Here is a 15,926-nt window from a genome sequence, read left to right as displayed (position 1 = left end):
AGCCCTCTCTCCCGGCCAGGGAGAGAGGGCTTCGCTGTTTCATATCCGCCGCAACGCCATCGCGCCGGCGGACGGTCCCGGTCCAGTGCAGCTCAGTGCAGCCAGGACGTGAAGAAGTAAATCAGCAGAATGATCGGCAATGGGATACCGATCAACCACAGCAAACCGCCCTTCATCATGATCGTACTCCAACTCTATCCTCGCTTGTTCAACGGAATGTGAGCGGGTCCGGTTCCTGATGACGTTTACAGAACCTCGCGGACGTTCCTGCCGCTGCGTTCGTAGAAGAACGGGATCGGCAGATACGGCGCGAACCCGCCGGCGATCTGCAGCTCCAGTTCGTCGAGGACGACGCGGGTGATTCGCGGCAGGTCGAGCTCCCGCGCCTCGGCGAAGCTCACCCAGGCGAGTTCCACCAGTTCGGATGTGGGCGTGACGATCCCCGGCTGTTCGGCGGCCACCGCCTTGCGGTCGATGGTGAAGAAGCGCGTGTCGAACCGGCGCGGCCGGCCCGGCGGCGTGATCGCCCGCGCCACGAGGTGGAGCGCTTCGAGGTCGGGCATCACGCCGAACTCCTTGAACGCCTGCCAGCTTCCCTCCGGCACGGTCTCGGGCGGCCCGTATTCGGTGGTGCCGAGAAAGAGGCCGGTCTCCTCATGGGTCTCGCGGATCGCCGCGAGGGCAAGCGCCCGCCCGAGGGAATGCGAGGCGCGGGACACGCGCTTCGCCAGGGCATCCTCGGCCCGCGACGAGAGGGCTCCGGCCACGCTCATGCGCCGGTCGCCGGGCTCGATCCGCCCGCCGGGGAAGACGAACTTGCCGGGCATGAAGGCGAGGCCCTCGTGCCGCTTGCCCATCAGGAACTTGGGATGCCGCGCCGTGCGGTCGATGATGATGAGGGTCGCCGCGTTGCGGGGCCGCAGGGCGGCGGCGCGCTTCGGGGTTTCAGGCGCGGCCGAGGCCGGGGGTAGGATTGTCGCTTGGTCCAAGCTGAACCTCCTCGGAGCGCGCCATTGCCACGCTTGGGCCCGTCGGTAGCGTGGCAAAGCCCCCCATGCCAAGGGCGTACTGCAATCCGACCACCGCGCCCTTCACCGGCTGGAGCAGGGCGAGGGCCGATCCGAGGGTGACGATCGGCCAGAACGAGAGCTGAAACCACAACGGCACGTCGTAGTTCGTCTCGAGTTCGAGGATGAAATACCCGACGATGTGGCCGATGATGAAGATCACCACGTAGGGCGGCAGGTCGTCGGCCCGGTGGTGATGGAATTCGAGCCCGCACGCGTCGCACGCCGGGCGGACCTTCAGGAACTTGCCGAAGAGCTTGCCCTCGCCGCAATGCGGGCAGCGGCACACGAAACCGCGAGCCATGGATTTCAGCAGCCCGGCACGGCCGCCGGCGGAGGTCTCGACGCTCGTGGTCATGGACTGACGATCCTGCACTGCGAGTCTCCGAATCCCCGGCCTCATCCCGAGGCGCCCGCGAAACGGGCGCCGCAGGAGCCCATCAGCGATGGCTGAGCCGGCTGGACCCCTCCTTCGAGGCCGCCGGCGCGGCACCTTGGGATGAGGTCGGTGGTCGGGAGCAAACGATCCGACCAAGCGTAACTCTACACCAGCCGCCCTAGCGGCGCGACCCGCGATGACGCGACCCGGAGTTGCGGATGCCGGCGGGGCGGCCGGGCGGACCGGCCTTGTGGAAGCTCGGAGAGCGCGGGGATCTCGCCCCCCCGGCCTGCGGCCTCGTCTGCCCTTCGGAGAGAAGCTCGAAGCGCAGGGCGCCGGCCACGGCGGCGGCTTCGACCAGCCTCACCTCGACCCGGTCGCCCAGGCGATGAGTCTCGCCGCTGCGAGAACCCACCAGGGCATGGCGCGCCTCGTCGTGGTGGTAGAAATCGTTGCCGATGGTGGAGATCGGCACGAAGCCGTCGGCCCCGGTCTCGTCGAGCTTGATGAAGAGCCCGGCGCGGGTGACGCCCGAGATCTGGCCGGTGAAGGTCGCCCCGACCCTGTCGGCGAGGTGGTGCGCGATGAGGCGGTCGATGGTCTCGCGCTCGGCCGCCATGGCGCGACGCTCGGCCGCCGAGATCTGCTCGCCGATCTGGTCGAGGGCGCCCACCGTCACGTCGGAGGACAGGCCGTCCGGACCGAGCCGGCACGCGGCGATCAGCGCCCGATGGACGATGAGATCGGCATAGCGACGGATCGGCGAGGTGAAATGGGCGTAGCGCCGGAGGTTCAGGCCGAAATGCCCGAGATTCTGCGCGGCATAGACCGCCTGTGCCTGCGAGCGCAGCACGACCTCGTTGATGAAGATGGCGTGCTCGGTCTCGGCCACGGAGCCGAGGATGCGGTTGAACAGGGCCGGGCGCAGAGCCCCTTCCTTGGGGATCTTGATGCCGATGGAGGCCAGCACCTCGCCGAGCGCCCGCATCTTCTCCAGGGCCGGCTCGTCGTGGACCCGGTAGATCAGGGGCTGTTTTCCCTGTTCCAGGGTCTCGGCGGCGGCCACGTTGGCCTGGATCATGAACTCCTCGATGAGCCGGTGCGCGTCGAGGCGGGCGGGCACCACCACCCGGTCGACGGCGCCGTCCAGCGTCAGCAGAACCTTCCGCTCGGGCAGGTCTAGGGCGAGCGGCCCCCGTGCCTCGCGTGCCGCCGTCAGGGCCGCATAGGCGGCCCAGAGCGGGCGCAGGACGGGCTCCAGCAGGGGCGCCGTGGTCTCGTCGGCGAATCCGTCGATGGCCGCCTGGGCCTGGGCGTAGGACAGCCTGGCCCGCGAGCGCATCATCACCCGGTGAAAGCTGTGGCGCTTCTTCACCCCATCGGCGCCGATCACCATCCGCACGGCGATGGCCGGGCGGTCCTCTTTCTCCCTCAGGGAGCAGAGATCGTTCGAGATGCGCTCCGGCAGCATCGGTACGACCCGGTCGGGGAAGTAGACCGAGTTGCCGCGCAACAGCGCCTCGCGGTCGAGGGCCGAGCCGGAACGGACATAGGCGGCCACGTCGGCGATGGCGACGGTGACGACGAAGCCGCCCGCATTGGCCTCGTCCGGGTCCGGCACCGCCATGACGGCGTCGTCATGGTCCTTGGCGTCGGGCGGGTCGATGGTCAGGAGCGGCTCGGCGCGCCAATCCTCGCGGCCCTTCATCCCCACCGGCTCCACGGCGTCGGCCTCGGCCAGGGTGTCGGCGGCGAAGACATGGGGGATGTGGTGGAGGTGAAGCGCAATGAGGCTGACGGCGCGCTCGGACCCCAGCGACCCCAGCCGCTCGGTCACGCGTCCCCGCGGCAAGCCGAACCGGCTCTCGCTCACGAGGCTGACGCTGACGAGGTCGCCGTCCCGCGCCTCGCCTTCCTCGCCGGCCGGGATCGCGATCTCGCGTCCCTGCGCCCGCTTCTCCACGGGGACGATGCGTCCGCCATCGGAACCGGAGCGGTAGACGCCGATCACCTCCGCCTTGTTCTTGCCGATCACCTTGATGACCCGGCCGGAATAGCGCCCGCTCTCGCCGGGGATCGGTTCGACCCGCAGTAAAGCGCGGTCGCCGATGCCGGGCGCGGCACGGCCCGGCTTCTTGCCGCTGCGCGGCGAGGAGACCAGGATCTTCGGCGGCGGCCCCTTGGCGTGCTCCCATTCCACGGGAACGGCGAAGAAGTCGCCGTCGCGATCCCGCGACTTGATGTCGGCGAGCGTCACCGGCGGGAGCCGGCCGGCCTGTGCGAGGCCGCCACGGCCGCGCTCGATCTCGCCGTCCAGCTCGATCTCCTTGAGAATGCGCTTCAAGCCGATGCGGTCGGCCCCTTTGATGTCGAAGGCCGCCGCGATCTCGCGCTTGCCCACCTTCTCCGTCGCCTGCGCGATGAAGGCGACGATCTCCTCGCGGGAGGGCAGGGCGCTTTGCCCGGGGTTCGGATTGATGCGTTTGGCCAAAGGTCTCTGGGCTCGGGGTCGTGTGGCGCGCCAAAACCTCGAGGCCGGCGCGGGATGGGACAGGTCTCGGGGGAGCCCTCTCCATTGCCTGCAAACATGGGACCGTCCGTGCCTCCCGGCAACGCCATTCGACGGACGATCCCGTGTCATCAACCGGTGGAGGCCGATCCGGCGATCCGCTCCACGGCGAGATCGACATCGAATCCGGGATCGATCAGCTCACCGAGGGTCAAAGGGCAGGCGGCCGGCAGGCCGAACGACACCCGTCCTTCCGAAGCCTGGAACTCGGGCGACTCGGCCTCGCCCACGGCCAGGGTCCAGATCCCGTCGATTTTCAGGGATTTCGCCGCCTCGGCGTCGGCGACCAGGGCGGCATGGGCGCGCCGCGCCGCCTCGCGCCAGCGCAGGCTTTCCGTATCGTCCGAGATCAGGGCCGCCTTCACGAGGCTGGCGAGAAGCGTTTGAAGTGTCGTCATCTTTGCTGCGGCCTCCGGCATCAGGGAGGGTTCAACGCGCAAGACCCGCGCCGGGCTTCGCATCGGCGGGCTCCCAACCGTGAGCACTCCCGCTCAATAAGGGGTGCCCTTCGCCCGCTGCGCCTTCAGCGCCTCGGCGTGCCAGACGAGCTCGTCGAGGAAACGCTTGGCCACCTTCGACAGCCACTCCTCCTGCGGCACGCCCTCCGCGTCGAGGGCCTTGCCGATGCGCGGAATCGGCAGGAGCGAGGCGATGCTCGGCGCGCCGAGCTCGGCCATCATCGCCCTCAGCTGCATCGCCGCGCGGACGCCGCCATATTGCCCGGCCGAGTAGCAGACGATGGCCGAGGGCCGCCAGAAATACTCTTCGAGGAAATGGTCGAGGGTGTTGGAGAGGGCCGGCGGGATCGAATGGTTGTACTCGGCCGACACCACCACGAAAGCGTCGGACCGGCGGTAGAGCGTGGCGAGCTCTTCCAGCACGGGGGGCGCCTCGCCCTTGGGGTATTCCTTGTACATCCTGTCGAGGAGCGGCAGCTTCAACTCGGCCGGATCCACCAGCGGCGCCTCGATGCCGCACTCCTCCAAGCGCCGGACGACGAAGCGGGCACCGCGCAGACCCTGCCGTTCGCTGCGGACGGAACCGAGGATGACGGGGATCACGAGGGACATGGCGCTGCTCCGGCAAGGATGAATGCTGTCGATTCATCGTATCGCCGGAGACGGATGCTGTCGCGGGGGGCGGTCCGGTCAAAGCTTCGCTCGTACGGCCCGCATCGTCACGCCGCGTTGAGGCAGCACTTCTTGTACTTCTTTCCGCTTCCGCACGGGCAGGGGTCGTTGCGGCCGATCTTCACCGGATTGCGGATCGGAAGGCCCGCCCCCTCCGCCGTCCAGCTCAATTCCGCGATGGGATCGTCGAACGTGCCGTAGCTGTGACCGTCGAAGCGCTGCATGTCATTCGGTTTCGCAGTCGCCCGGCGCAGGGTGGTGTGAAACCACCCGGCGTCGCTGAACTCGTCGCTCAGACGGCCATCGGCCCGGGCGGCCGTGCTGCGCAGGGCGAGGTCGGCGAAGCCGAGGAGGGCGATGGTCTCCTCCCAGCCGACCCAGGCGACATCGCCCTCGACGGCGGCGCGCTTGTCGTCGAAGCGGACGAGGAGGTCGTGGGTCTGGGTCCGGTCGATGCGTCCGGTCTGCGTGAGATAGGCGAGGGCGGCGAAGACCTCGTTGCGGGCAAAGCCATCCGCCGTCGAATCGAGCAGCAGCGCGTGCAGCGGCGCGACGTCGCCATCGAAGAGGCTGGTGAGCATCTTCGCCATGGTGGTGGTGAGGGCGTCACCGAGGAGCGCGTCGAGGCCGTCGGCATCCTGGCGCCGCAGGATGCCGAGGAGCGGGGCGAAGGCCCGCGTGTCGCCGGCCGCCGCGAGGACGTGCACCCCCCAGAACAGCAGGTTGCCCTGCGCCTCGTCGAGCTCCTTGCCCTCCGCCGCCAGGGCGAGGACGGCGAGGACGGGCTCGGCGACGGCGGCGGGGTTCGCCAGGGCCCGGAGCATCGCCTCCTTCGGCAGATGCGTGGCGGCCGACAAGACGTCGATCAGGTCCTGGTTCGTCATCTCGTCCACCATGTGATCGGCTTCCTTGTCTGGGATCGTGCGAACCGGTCTCAACCCCTCAGGGTCGCACCGGTCTTGCGGGCCACTTCGGCGACGATCTTGGCCGTCACGGCCTCGATCTCGGCATCGGTGAGGGTGCGTTCCACCGGCTGGAGCCTCACCGCGATGGCGACGGATTTCGCGCCCTCCGGAATGCCCGTGCCCTCGTAGATGTCGAAGACATCGATCCCGGCGATGAGCTTGCGCTCGGCAGCTTGCGCCGCCTTCACCACGTCGCCCGCCGCCACGTCGCGCCCCACCACGAAGGCGAAGTCGCGCGAAATCGGCTGGAAATCCGAGAGGGCGAGGGCGGGTTTCACCTTGGTGGGTCGGTATTTCGGCAGGGGGATCGCATCCAGGGTGATCTCGAAGGCCACGAGGGTGCCCTTGAGGTCCAGGGCCTTCATCACGCGGGGGTGGATCTCGCCGAAATAGCCGATCTGGTTCTTCGGCCCGAACTGCATCGTGCCGGAGCGTCCGGGATGCAGCCAGCCGGGACCGCCCGCCACCACCTGAAGACCGCCGGTCGGCACGCCGAGCGCAGCGAGGAGCGCCAGGGCGTCGGCCTTGGCCTCGAACGCATCGACGGTGGCGGCGGACCCCGCCCAATGGCGGCCGGCGCCCTCGTGGCGTGCGGTGCCCCGCCGGATGGCCGTGGCACGGATCGACTGGCCCTCCGGCTGGTCGGTCTCGAAGCACTGGCCCACCTCGAACAGGGCGACGTCGCCGTAGCCCCGGTCGGCGTTGCGCTGGGCCGCGCGGAGCAGCCCCGGTACGAGGCTCGGACGCATGTCGGAGAGGTCGGCGGCGATGGGGTTGGCCAGGGCCAGATCCGCCTTGCCGCCGCCGAACAGGACGGCGTCGTCATGCGGGATGAACGACCACGTCACCGCCTCCACGAGGCCGCGCGTCGCCAGGGCGCGCTTGGCGAGACGCGTGCGCTTCTGCAGCGGCGTCAGTGTCGCCTTGGCGATGGCGGCATCGCCGCGGGCCAGGGGCTTCGGCTCGATCCGGTCGAGGCCGGCGATGCGGATGATCTCCTCCACGAGATCGGCCTTGCCTTCCACATCCGGCCGCCAGGACGGGGTGAGGACCTTCACCCGGTCGCCCGAGCCGGCCACGTGGAACCCGAGGGTCTCCAGCGTCACCTTCATCTCGGCGCGGGACAGTTCGATCCCGGCGAGCCGGCGCGTCTCGGTCCAGGGGAAGTCGATCACCCGCTCGGTCTCGGGCAGCTCGCCGGCGATCAGCGCCTCGCTCGGCGTGCCGCCGCAGAGGTCGACCACGAGGCGGGTGGCGAGGTCGAGCCCCGGCAGCGCGAAGACCGGATCGACGCCACGCTCGAAGCGGTAGCGCGCATCGGTGATGATCCCCAGGCGCCGTCCGCTCTGGGCGATGTTCACCGAGTCCCAGAGGGCGGATTCGATGATCACGTCCACGGTGCCGTCGTCGCAGCCGGAGGCCTCGCCCCCGATGATGCCGCCGATGGATTCGGGGCCGTTCTCGTCGGCGATGACGACGATGCCGTCGTCGAGCGCATAGGTCTTGCCGTCGAGGGCCTTCAGGCTCTCGCCGTCGCGGGCGCGACGGACCGTCAGAGCGCCCTTCACCTTGGCCGCGTCGAAGACGTGGAGCGGGCGGCCGCGATCGAAGGTGAGGTAGTTGGTGATGTCGACGAGCGCGTTGATCGGGCGCAGGCCGATGGCGCGCAGGCGGGCCTGCATCCAATCGGGGGAGGGACCGTTCTTCACGCCGCGCACGAGGCGCAGGGCGAAATACGGGCACAAGCCCTTGTCCGCGGGCTCGAAATCGAGGGAGACCGGCACGGGGCACTCCCCCTCGCCACGCAGCGGCGGCATCGGCTCGCGCTTCAACACGCCGATCCCGGCGGCCGCCAGGTCGCGGGCGATCCCGTGGATCGAGGTGCAATCCGGGCGGTTCGGGGTGAGGTTGATCTCGATGACCGGATCGTCGAGCCCGGCATAGAGGGCGTAGGCCTGGCCCGTCGGAGCGTCCGCCGGCAGATCCAGGATGCCGTCGTGATCGTCGCCGAGGCCGAGCTCGGCACCCGAGCAGAGCATGCCCCGGCTCTCGACCCCGCGGATGCTCCCCACCGACAGGGTGATGTTCTTGCCCGGCACGTAGGTGCCCGGCGGCGCGAAGACCGATTTCATCCCCGCCCGCGCATTCGGCGCGCCGCAGACGACCTGCAGGGGCTGCCCGTCGCCGGCATCCACGGTGCAGACGCGCAGGCGGTCGGCATTGGGGTGCTGTTCGGCCGTGAGCACATGGGCGACGACATAGGGGGCGAGGGACGCCGCCTTGTCCTCGATGCCTTCGACTTCGAGGCCGATCCGCGTCAGCGTGTCGGAGATGGTCTCCAGGGACGACTCGGTCTCGAGGTGTTCCTTGAGCCAGGAGAGGGTGAATTTCATGGGTTCGTCTCTTCGGCTCAGAGGGGCCGGGTTCTGGCGATCAGGAGAACCGCAAGCTTCTTGCGGTCGAGCGTCGTGAGAGATTCGATCAACGTCACGGTCCGTTCCGCGAGTTCGATATGGCGCAACGTCTCGTCATGGCGAACCTTCAGGGTAGGCGGAGAATAGTCGGCGGCGTTTCGGGCTTCCTGCAACGTCAGAAAGTTGTTGCCGATATCGGCAACGGTCGGTCCGATCAGGGTCGCATCCCGGCTGTTGAGACGCTTCTTTGCCGTTCCATGATCGACGAGGCGGTAGACCGGCTCGACGATGTCGTTCTCCTGGGCCCACCCGATCAGCTCGCTCGCGCAGACGAAGCAGAGGGCGTGGAAGACAGAATAGTAGGCCCCGCTGATCGCCCGGCGCATGGCCGCCTTGCGAAGGTTCACCCGGCCGCGCGTGTCCGCGAGCGCGCGGGACGTTTCGAGCAGATCGTAGACGAGCGGATTGCCGAGCCTCGGCATCAGTGCCAGTCCGATATCGTGTCCGATGGATCGTCGCCGAGCACTTCATCATCCGGATAGTCGTAGCGAATGTACGGAAATCGCTCCTCGCCCCTGTCGAGGAGCCGCTTGCGCAGGACCGACAGCGCCCTTGTGGAGGCTTCTCCGCTGGTCACTCCGGCCTGCGGCCTGAAATGCGCCGTCACGTAGAGGGAGGGCTCGCCGTCGAAGTCGGGCGCCGGGCGGACATCGGCACTCTCGAACCCGTGGGGTCCCAGCGTTTCCCGCAGCACCTCGTTGGCGACCTGTCGGATCTCCTGCTCGGTCATGCGCGATCCCTCCCCGGCATCCTAGCTCGTCAGCCCGGCCACCAGGCTCGGGATATCGAGGGGCCGGAAGCCGTAATGCTCCAGCCAGCGCACATCCGCCTCGAAGAACGGGCGCAGATCGGGCGTGCCGTATTTCAGCATGGCGATCCGGTCGATGCCCATGCCAAAGGCGAAGCCCTGGACGAAATCGGGGTCGTAGCCGCAGTTCCTGAGCACGTTCGGATGGACCATGCCGCAGCCGAGGATCTCGAGCCAGTCTGTGCCCTCGCCGAAGCGGATCTCGCCGCCCTTTCGCGAACACTGGATATCCACCTCCGCCGACGGTTCGGTGAAGGGGAAGAACGACGGCCGGAACCGCATCTTCACCGCATCGACCTCGAAGAACGTGCGGCAGAACTCCTCCAGCACCCATTTCAGGTTGGCGATGGTGGCGCTCTTGTCGATCACCAGCCCCTCCACCTGATGGAACATCGGCGTGTGGGTCTGGTCCGAATCGTGGCGATAGGTCCGGCCCGGGCAGATGACGCGGATCGGCGGCTCCTGCGACCGCATGGTGCGGATCTGGACCGGAGACGTATGGGTGCGAAGCACCTTGCGCTGGCCGTTGCGGTCGGGGGCCAGGAAGAACGTGTCGTGCATCTCGCGCGCCGGATGGCCCGGCGGGAAGTTGAGGGCGGTGAAGTTGTAGTCGTCGGTCTCGATGTCGGGACCTTCCGCCACGGAGAAGCCCATGTCGGCGAAGATCGCGGTGATCTCGTCCATGACCTGGCTGATCGGATGGATGCGCCCACGCGCTTCCGGCGCGTCGCGCACCGGCAGGGTGACGTCGATCCGCTCGGCCGCGAGACGGGCTTCGAGGGCGGCTTCGGCCAGCGCCTCGCGCCGCGTGGCGATGGCGCCCTGCACCCGATCGCGCAGGCCGTTGATGAGCGGACCGCGCTCCTTGCGCTCCTCCGGCGTCATGCTGCCGAGGGTCTTGAGCAGGTCGGAGATCGAGCCCTTCTTGCCCAGAGCCGCGACGCGCACGGCATCGAGAGCGGCCTCATCGGACGCACTGCCGACCTGCCCGAGCAGATCGCCTTCGAGGGTTTCGAGATCGGTCATCGGTTCAAACTACCGGTTGGCATCTGGCCTTCGGATCGTGTGCGGCCCCCGCGAGCGGTTTTGCGGGTAAGCGCCGCCAATGCAAGCGCGCCTGCCGACGATCCTTTGCAAAAGACGAAGGCGCGGTACCTTTCGGTCCGCGCCTTTCGCATCGACGTATGGGAGGGCGTGTGAACGCGCCTCAGGCGGCCTTGACGAGTTCGACCGCCTTCAAGGGTCAGGCGGCCTTGGCGAGGTCTGGAAGAGCGGCCTTGGCCTTCTCCACCACCGCCGCGAAGCTGGCCGGCTCGTGAATGGCGAGCTCGGACAGGGCCTTGCGATCCACCTCGATGCCGGACTTCGCGAGACCGTTGATGAAGCGCGAATAGGTCAGGCCGTGCTCGCGGACAGCGGCGTTGAGGCGCTGGATCCAGAGAGCGCGGAACGTGCGCTTCTTGTTCTTACGATCGCGGTAGGCATACTGCATGCCCTTCTCGACCGCCTGCTTGGCGATCCGGATCGTGTTCTTGCGCCGGCCGTAATAGCCACGGGCGGCCTTGAGGACTTTCTTGTGCTTTGCGTGACTGGTCACGCCGCGCTTGACGCGGGCCATGGGTTCTCTCCTGGATTACGAAAACAGTATCGGCTGCGGCGAAGGATTACCGGCTGTTGGGCAGGAAATACTTCTTCACGTTGGCAGCATCGCCCTCGAACAGGGTGGTGGTGCCGCGCAGGTTGCGGATCTGCTTCGTCGTCCGCTTGATCATTCCGTGGCGCTTGCCGGCCTGGGCATACATGACCTTGCCGGTGCCGGTGATCTTGAAGCGCTTCTTCGCGCCCGACTTGGTTTTCAGCTTGGGCATTTGGCTCTCCTGAACGCGCATGCCCTCCGACCCTGGGACAGGTCGAAGGCGTGCGCTCGGTTGATGCTTCTGATGGAGCAGCACGAACCGCCACGGCAGCCCTATCGGCCGGGCGGTTCAACGCGAGGGGGCGTATGACAGAAAAGCGACGTGGTTTCAATGGCGGCGGCGCTTGTCGGACCGTCGGCCCTCCCGCGCGATCCCGCCTCCAAACGACGGCGACCGGATTTTCCCTGGAAATGCGGCGTCCGGTTGCTTGACAGGCCGGGGTCCGGAAACTAGACCCCCGACACCGCCGGAAACGGGGCGGGACGCCGTGCGGGCGTAGCTCAGTTGGTTAGAGTGCCGGCCTGTCACGCCGGAGGTCGCGGGTTCGAGTCCCGTCGCCCGCGCCACGTCCATCACCGACCTGCCTCGTGCAGGACGATCCGAATGCCCGGCTACCCAGATACGCGGGCGTAGCTCAGTTGGTTAGAGTGCCGGCCTGTCACGCCGGAGGTCGCGGGTTCGAGTCCCGTCGCCCGCGCCATCTTCGAACTGTCAGCCGCCTAACGCACAGCATCCCTACGCATCGCGCCGAGGGATGACCCTCGACACGGGACGTTCGCGCCCTAGCCTTTTCCCGAGCGCCACTCGCGAAACGGGCTGTCCGAACCATGGCAGGCTTCTTCTTCCTGTATTTCACCGCCTGCATGGCGAATGCGCCGGAGACCTGCGAATCGAAGCGGCTTCCGCTCGATGTCGTCGATGCGAGGGGGTGCATCCGCGTAGCACAGCCGCAGCTGGCGCGGTGGATCGACACCCATCCCGATTACCGCATCACCGCATGGCGCTGCGGCTCGCCGCCCCGGGATCACGGCACGCGGATCTGACGAGGGTCCGCCTCGCCCATTCCGATCGGTGCCGGCATCGCGCTCCGCATGTCGTCATGCGCGCCGGCGGGTGGCGTGGCGGATCGGGCACATCGGCCCGTCCTGCGACCCGGTTCGCGCCGCCGCCGCGATTTCGCCCCATCGGACCGGGAAGGCGAAGCCGACGATATGGCAGCGCAGCGAACCGGCACCGAGCGATGATTCCTTCCCATCTTTCCCCCGCCCTGTCGCGCCTGGGCGCCGCCATCCTCATGGGGAGCGTCCTGGCACTCGGCGGCTGCGGCGGGCCGACGATCCTGCCGGAGGCCGACAACCTCACGAGCCCGGTGATCCTCGACGAGGGTGCGGCCGCCGCGGCGATCTCCCGCTACAGGGCCTCGCACGGGCTCGGCCCGGTGGTGCTGGATTCCAGCCTGATCCGGGCCGCCTCCTATCAGGCGGAATCCAACGCCAAGGCCGGCAGGCTCAGCCACGAGATCGGCGGCACCTTCGATTCGCGCATGGCGCGGGCGGGATTCGGCCGTTCCTTCGCCGCCGAGAACCTCAGTGCCGGCGCGGCCACCTTCGACGAGGTGCTCGCGCGCTGGAAGAACTCATCCGAGCACAACAAGAACATGCTGATGCCTCAGCTCAAGCGGATCGGCATCGCCCGCGTCGATGCACCGGGCACGCGCTACAAGCGCTTCTGGGCCCTGGTCCTCGCCGGAAACTGAGGCGCTACGCCCTCGCCGCGCTCAATCCGTGGACTGATCCGCTTCGGTCAACCCGTCCTGGATGCTGCGGATGATCGTGCGCATCTCGGGGATCATCGCGATGGCCCTGGCGATCCGCAAGGCCTCCTCGCGGGTCATGAGGCCCGTCGCCTCCCGCTTGTCGGCGTGTTCGGAAAAGTAGGTCCAGGCGACGGCCGCCCCGTCGGCATCCTCGACGCAGAAACTCTCGATCTTCTCGACGACGAGCCAGGGTGTGGGAAAACCGCGCGCCGTCATCGCTCGTCTCGATCGCCGGGGAAGGGGAGGGGCGTGGTGGGCGGTGACGGGCTCGAACCGCCGACCCTCTCCGTGTAAAGGAGACGCTCTACCAACTGAGCTAACCGCCCGATGCGCGCCGCATCGTTAATCCAAGCATCGCCGGGATGGCAACCCTCGGCGGTCACAAAGAAAAGGCCCCGGAGCACGCTCCGGGGCCTTTCCATTTTCAAAGCACCCGATCGCTCAATGGGCGATGACGGTGGCGGGCTCGTCCTCGCCGACCACGGGACGGCGCGGCGCGGGGAGGGGCTCCTCCCACTCGATCGGCACCGGCAGCCGCACGAGGGCGTGCTTCAGCACCTGGTCCATCCGGGCGACCGGGATGATCTCCATCCCGTTCTTCACGCTGTCGGGCACCTCGGCGATGTCCTTGGCGTTCTCCTCGGGGATGAGGACGGTCTTGATCCCGCCGCGCAGAGCCGCGAGCAGCTTCTCCTTGAGGCCGCCGATGGGCAGGATGCGGCCACGCAGGGTGACCTCTCCGGTCATCGCCACATCCTTCCGCACCGGGATCCCGGTGAGGGTGGAGATGATAGCGGTGGCCATGCCGATGCCGGCGGACGGACCGTCCTTCGGGGTCGCCCCTTCCGGAACGTGGACGTGGATGTCGCGACGCTCGAACAGCGGCGGCTCGATCCCGAAGTCGACGGCGCGGGAGCGGACGTAGCTCGCCGCGGCCGAGATCGACTCCTTCATCACGTCACGCAGGTTGCCCGTGACCGTCATCTTGCCCTTGCCGGGCATCATGACGCCTTCGATCGTCAGCAGCTCGCCGCCGACCTCGGTCCAGGCGAGACCCGTCACCACGCCGACCTGATCCTCCTCGTCGATCTCGCCGTAGCGGAACTTCGGCGCACCGAGGAAATTCGGCAGGTTCTCTTCGGTGACGGCGACGGCCTTCACCTTGGTGATCAGGATCTCCTTCACCGCCTTGCGGATCAGGTTCGAGATCTCGCGCTCCAGGTTACGCACGCCCGCTTCCCGCGTGTAACGGCGGATGAGCATGAGGATGCCGGAATCGTCGATCTCCCATTCCTTGACCGTGAGGCCGTGCTTCTTCACCGCCCCCGGGATGAGGTGCTTGCGCGCGATCTGAAGCTTCTCTTCCTCGGTGTAGCCGGCGATACGGATCACCTCCATGCGGTCCATCAGGGGCGCAGGGATGTTGAGCGTGTTCGCCGTCGTCACGAACATCACGTCCGAAAGGTCGTAATCGACTTCCAGGTAGTGATCGTTGAACGTGCCGTTCTGCTCCGGGTCGAGCACCTCGAGGAGCGCCGCGGACGGATCGCCGCGGAAATCCTGGCCCATCTTGTCGATCTCGTCGAGGAGGATGAGCGGGTTCGAGGTCTTGGCTTTGCGCATCGACTGGACGATCTTGCCGGGCATCGAGCCGATATAGGTCCGGCGGTGACCGCGGATCTCGGCCTCGTCACGCACGCCGCCGAGCGACATCCGCACGAACTCGCGTCCGGTCGCCTTGGCGATGGACTTGCCGAGGGAGGTCTTGCCGACGCCGGGAGGACCGACGAGGCACAGGATCGGGCCGGTGAGCTTGTTGGCCCGCTGCTGCACGGCGAGATACTCGACGATGCGCTCCTTGACCTTCTCCAGACCGAAATGGTCCTGATCGAGCATGGTCTGGGCGCCGAGCAGATCCTTCTTGATCCGCGACCGCTTCGACCACGGGATGCCGAGCATCCAGTCGAGGTAGTTGCGCACGACGGTGGCTTCCGCCGACATCGGCGACATCTGGCGGAGCTTCTTCAGCTCGGCCATCGCCTTTTCGCGGGCCTCCTTCGAGAACTTGGTCTTCTCGATCTTCTCCTCGATTTCGGCGAGCTCGTCCTTGCCGTCCTCGGAGTCGCCCAGCTCCTTCTGGATCGCCTTCATCTGCTCGTTGAGGTAGTACTCGCGCTGGGTCTTCTCCATCTGCCGCTTCACGCGGGTCCGGATGCGCTTTTCCACCTGGAGCACGGAGATCTCGCTCTCCATCAGCGACAGGACGCGCTCGAGGCGCTCCGCCACCGTGGGGATTTCGAGGATCGCCTGCTTGTCGGCGATCTTGACCGCGAGATGCGAGCCGACGGTATCGGCGAGCTTCGAGGGCTCGTCGATCTGGGTGACGGCGGAGACGACCTCGGGCGAGATCTTCTTGTTGAGCTTCACGTAGTTCTCGAACTCGGAGATGACCGAGCGGGCGAGCGCCTCGGCCTCGACCGGGTCGCCGAGCTCGTCGGTGAGCGTCTCGACTTCGGCCTCGTAGAACGAATCCGACTTGTTGAAGTTCGTGATCTTGGCCCGGCCGGCACCTTCGACGAGCACCTTCACGGTGCCGTCGGGCAGCTTGAGCAGCTGCAGGACGCTGGCGAGGGTGCCGATCTTGTAGATCGCGTCGGTGGACGGATCGTCGTCGCTGGCATTGATCTGGGTGGCCAGCAGGATGTGGCGATCGGTGCGGACGGCCTCTTCAAGGGCACGGATCGACTTCTCGCGGCCGACGAAGAGCGGCACGATCATGTGCGGGAAGACGACGATGTCGCGGAGCGGCAGAACGGCGTAGGAGCCCGTCGAACCCGGAACGACCGGCTGGCGAGATTTCGATTGGGACATGTCGGACTTCCTCTTGATGGACTCCGGGCTCTAGCTCCTCGAAATGAGCAAGCATCCTGCCACGGGCCGACCGGACCGCATCGCGGGGTCGGGGGCATCGTTGAACTGTGAGGCTGGAGGCGGACACCGCACCTCAGAAGGTGAGCGTGC

The 15,926-nt window shown here is 67.5% G+C and carries 16 protein-coding genes and 3 tRNA genes; 4 read left to right on the top strand and 15 right to left on the bottom strand.

What is annotated here, in order from left to right; genetic code table 11:
- Positions 1-245: 245 nt before the first annotated feature.
- From MKK51_RS24135 to rpmI, 12 genes are all read right to left on the bottom strand, one after another.
- Complete coding sequence (locus tag MKK51_RS24135) at positions 246-989, bottom strand: NUDIX hydrolase (protein ID WP_243981760.1); 744 nt, start codon at positions 987-989, stop codon at positions 246-248.
- Positions 946-1,425 carry a DUF983 domain-containing protein gene (locus MKK51_RS24130; RefSeq protein ID WP_243981758.1) on the bottom strand — a complete coding sequence of 160 codons (480 nt, stop codon included), beginning with the start codon at positions 1,423-1,425 and terminating at the stop codon, positions 946-948. Before MKK51_RS24130 ends, MKK51_RS24135 begins: the two co-directional genes overlap by 44 nt.
- A 199-nt stretch (positions 1,426-1,624) precedes the next feature.
- Positions 1,625-3,937: a ribonuclease R gene (rnr, locus tag MKK51_RS24125; RefSeq protein ID WP_243981757.1), complete on the bottom strand. Its 2,313-nt coding sequence runs from the start codon at positions 3,935-3,937 to the stop codon at positions 1,625-1,627.
- Between the two features lie 149 nt (positions 3,938-4,086).
- Positions 4,087-4,413 carry a hypothetical protein gene (locus tag MKK51_RS24120; protein ID WP_243981756.1) on the bottom strand — a complete coding sequence of 109 codons (327 nt, stop codon included), beginning with the start codon at positions 4,411-4,413 and terminating at the stop codon, positions 4,087-4,089.
- 93 nt (positions 4,414-4,506) lie between these two features.
- On the bottom strand, positions 4,507-5,085 hold the full coding sequence (locus tag MKK51_RS24115; protein ID WP_243981755.1) for an NADPH-dependent FMN reductase: 579 nt from the start codon (positions 5,083-5,085) through the stop codon (positions 4,507-4,509).
- Positions 5,086-5,192: 107 nt separating this feature from the next.
- Entirely contained in the window at positions 5,193-6,029 is an 837-nt protein-coding gene (locus MKK51_RS24110) for a DUF1186 domain-containing protein (RefSeq protein ID WP_243982265.1), read from the bottom strand.
- A gap of 50 nt (positions 6,030-6,079) precedes the next feature.
- Positions 6,080-8,503, bottom strand: coding sequence for a phenylalanine--tRNA ligase subunit beta (gene pheT / locus MKK51_RS24105; protein WP_243981745.1), 2,424 nt, complete (start codon positions 8,501-8,503; stop codon positions 6,080-6,082).
- A 17-nt stretch (positions 8,504-8,520) separates the two neighbouring features.
- Entirely contained in the window at positions 8,521-9,006 is a 486-nt protein-coding gene (locus MKK51_RS24100; RefSeq protein WP_243981743.1) for a hypothetical protein, read from the bottom strand.
- On the bottom strand, positions 9,006-9,314 hold the full coding sequence (locus MKK51_RS24095; RefSeq protein ID WP_243981740.1) for a hypothetical protein: 309 nt from the start codon (positions 9,312-9,314) through the stop codon (positions 9,006-9,008). The genes MKK51_RS24100 and MKK51_RS24095 overlap by 1 nt, the downstream gene beginning before the upstream one ends.
- 21 nt (positions 9,315-9,335) lie before the next feature.
- Positions 9,336-10,418, bottom strand: a complete 1,083-nt coding sequence (gene pheS, locus MKK51_RS24090) for a phenylalanine--tRNA ligase subunit alpha (RefSeq protein WP_243981739.1) — start codon at positions 10,416-10,418, stop codon at positions 9,336-9,338.
- Positions 10,419-10,635: 217 nt separating this feature from the next.
- Positions 10,636-11,010 carry a 50S ribosomal protein L20 gene (rplT, locus tag MKK51_RS24085; RefSeq protein ID WP_243981738.1) on the bottom strand — a complete coding sequence of 125 codons (375 nt, stop codon included), beginning with the start codon at positions 11,008-11,010 and terminating at the stop codon, positions 10,636-10,638.
- A gap of 46 nt (positions 11,011-11,056) precedes the next feature.
- Complete coding sequence (gene rpmI / locus MKK51_RS24080; protein WP_018044555.1) at positions 11,057-11,260, bottom strand: 50S ribosomal protein L35; 204 nt, start codon at positions 11,258-11,260, stop codon at positions 11,057-11,059.
- A gap of 318 nt (positions 11,261-11,578) precedes the next feature.
- On the opposite strand from rpmI, the gene MKK51_RS24075 reads away from it, so the two are divergent.
- The 4 genes from MKK51_RS24075 to MKK51_RS24060 all read left to right on the top strand — a co-directional run bounded on the left by MKK51_RS24075 (position 11,579) and on the right by MKK51_RS24060 (position 12,845).
- Positions 11,579-11,655 (top strand) — tRNA-Asp (locus MKK51_RS24075).
- A 57-nt stretch (positions 11,656-11,712) separates the two neighbouring features.
- Positions 11,713-11,789: transfer RNA gene (locus tag MKK51_RS24070), tRNA-Asp, on the top strand.
- 127 nt (positions 11,790-11,916) lie between these two features.
- Positions 11,917-12,132 carry a hypothetical protein gene (locus tag MKK51_RS24065; protein WP_243981736.1) on the top strand — a complete coding sequence of 72 codons (216 nt, stop codon included), beginning with the start codon at positions 11,917-11,919 and terminating at the stop codon, positions 12,130-12,132.
- Positions 12,133-12,329: 197 nt separating this feature from the next.
- Positions 12,330-12,845: a CAP domain-containing protein gene (locus tag MKK51_RS24060; protein WP_243981734.1), complete on the top strand. Its 516-nt coding sequence runs from the start codon at positions 12,330-12,332 to the stop codon at positions 12,843-12,845.
- 21 nt (positions 12,846-12,866) lie between these two features.
- Here MKK51_RS24060 and MKK51_RS24055 read toward each other — a convergent pair whose 3' ends face one another.
- The 3 genes from MKK51_RS24055 to lon form a co-directional block, all read right to left on the bottom strand.
- On the bottom strand, positions 12,867-13,121 hold the full coding sequence (locus MKK51_RS24055; RefSeq protein ID WP_243981732.1) for a hypothetical protein: 255 nt from the start codon (positions 13,119-13,121) through the stop codon (positions 12,867-12,869).
- Positions 13,122-13,155: 34 nt separating this feature from the next.
- Positions 13,156-13,231 (bottom strand) — tRNA-Val (locus tag MKK51_RS24050).
- Between the two features lie 115 nt (positions 13,232-13,346).
- Positions 13,347-15,776 carry an endopeptidase La gene (lon, locus tag MKK51_RS24045; RefSeq protein WP_243981729.1) on the bottom strand — a complete coding sequence of 810 codons (2,430 nt, stop codon included), beginning with the start codon at positions 15,774-15,776 and terminating at the stop codon, positions 13,347-13,349.
- Between the last annotated feature and the right edge of the window lie 150 nt (positions 15,777-15,926).

Origin of the sequence: Methylobacterium sp. E-045, from assembly GCF_022829685.1 — a bacterium.
Classification (GTDB): domain Bacteria; phylum Pseudomonadota; class Alphaproteobacteria; order Rhizobiales; family Beijerinckiaceae; genus Methylobacterium.
Note: the sequence above shows the minus strand (reverse complement) of the source record. Positions and strands in the feature narration are given on the sequence as shown.

Excerpts from the sequence above, each read along its gene's own strand:
- MKK51_RS24130 (WP_243981758.1), bottom strand. The coding sequence starts at position 1,425 with ATGACCACGAGCGTCGAGACCTCCGCCGGCGGCCGTGCCGGGCTGCTG.
- MKK51_RS24120 (WP_243981756.1), bottom strand. The coding sequence starts at position 4,413 with ATGACGACACTTCAAACGCTTCTCGCCAGCCTCGTGAAGGCGGCCCTG.
- MKK51_RS24115 (WP_243981755.1), bottom strand. The coding sequence starts at position 5,085 with ATGTCCCTCGTGATCCCCGTCATCCTCGGTTCCGTCCGCAGCGAACGG.
- MKK51_RS24110 (WP_243982265.1), bottom strand. The coding sequence starts at position 6,029 with ATGACGAACCAGGACCTGATCGACGTCTTGTCGGCCGCCACGCATCTG.
- pheT (WP_243981745.1), bottom strand. The coding sequence starts at position 8,503 with ATGAAATTCACCCTCTCCTGGCTCAAGGAACACCTCGAGACCGAGTCG.
- MKK51_RS24100 (WP_243981743.1), bottom strand. The coding sequence starts at position 9,006 with ATGCCGAGGCTCGGCAATCCGCTCGTCTACGATCTGCTCGAAACGTCC.
- MKK51_RS24095 (WP_243981740.1), bottom strand. The coding sequence starts at position 9,314 with ATGACCGAGCAGGAGATCCGACAGGTCGCCAACGAGGTGCTGCGGGAA.
- pheS (WP_243981739.1), bottom strand. The coding sequence starts at position 10,418 with ATGACCGATCTCGAAACCCTCGAAGGCGATCTGCTCGGGCAGGTCGGC.
- rplT (WP_243981738.1), bottom strand. The coding sequence starts at position 11,010 with ATGGCCCGCGTCAAGCGCGGCGTGACCAGTCACGCAAAGCACAAGAAA.
- rpmI (WP_018044555.1), bottom strand. The coding sequence starts at position 11,260 with ATGCCCAAGCTGAAAACCAAGTCGGGCGCGAAGAAGCGCTTCAAGATC.
- MKK51_RS24065 (WP_243981736.1), top strand. The coding sequence starts at position 11,917 with ATGGCAGGCTTCTTCTTCCTGTATTTCACCGCCTGCATGGCGAATGCG.
- MKK51_RS24060 (WP_243981734.1), top strand. The coding sequence starts at position 12,330 with ATGATTCCTTCCCATCTTTCCCCCGCCCTGTCGCGCCTGGGCGCCGCC.
- MKK51_RS24055 (WP_243981732.1), bottom strand. The coding sequence starts at position 13,121 with ATGACGGCGCGCGGTTTTCCCACACCCTGGCTCGTCGTCGAGAAGATC.
- lon (WP_243981729.1), bottom strand. The coding sequence starts at position 15,776 with ATGTCCCAATCGAAATCTCGCCAGCCGGTCGTTCCGGGTTCGACGGGC.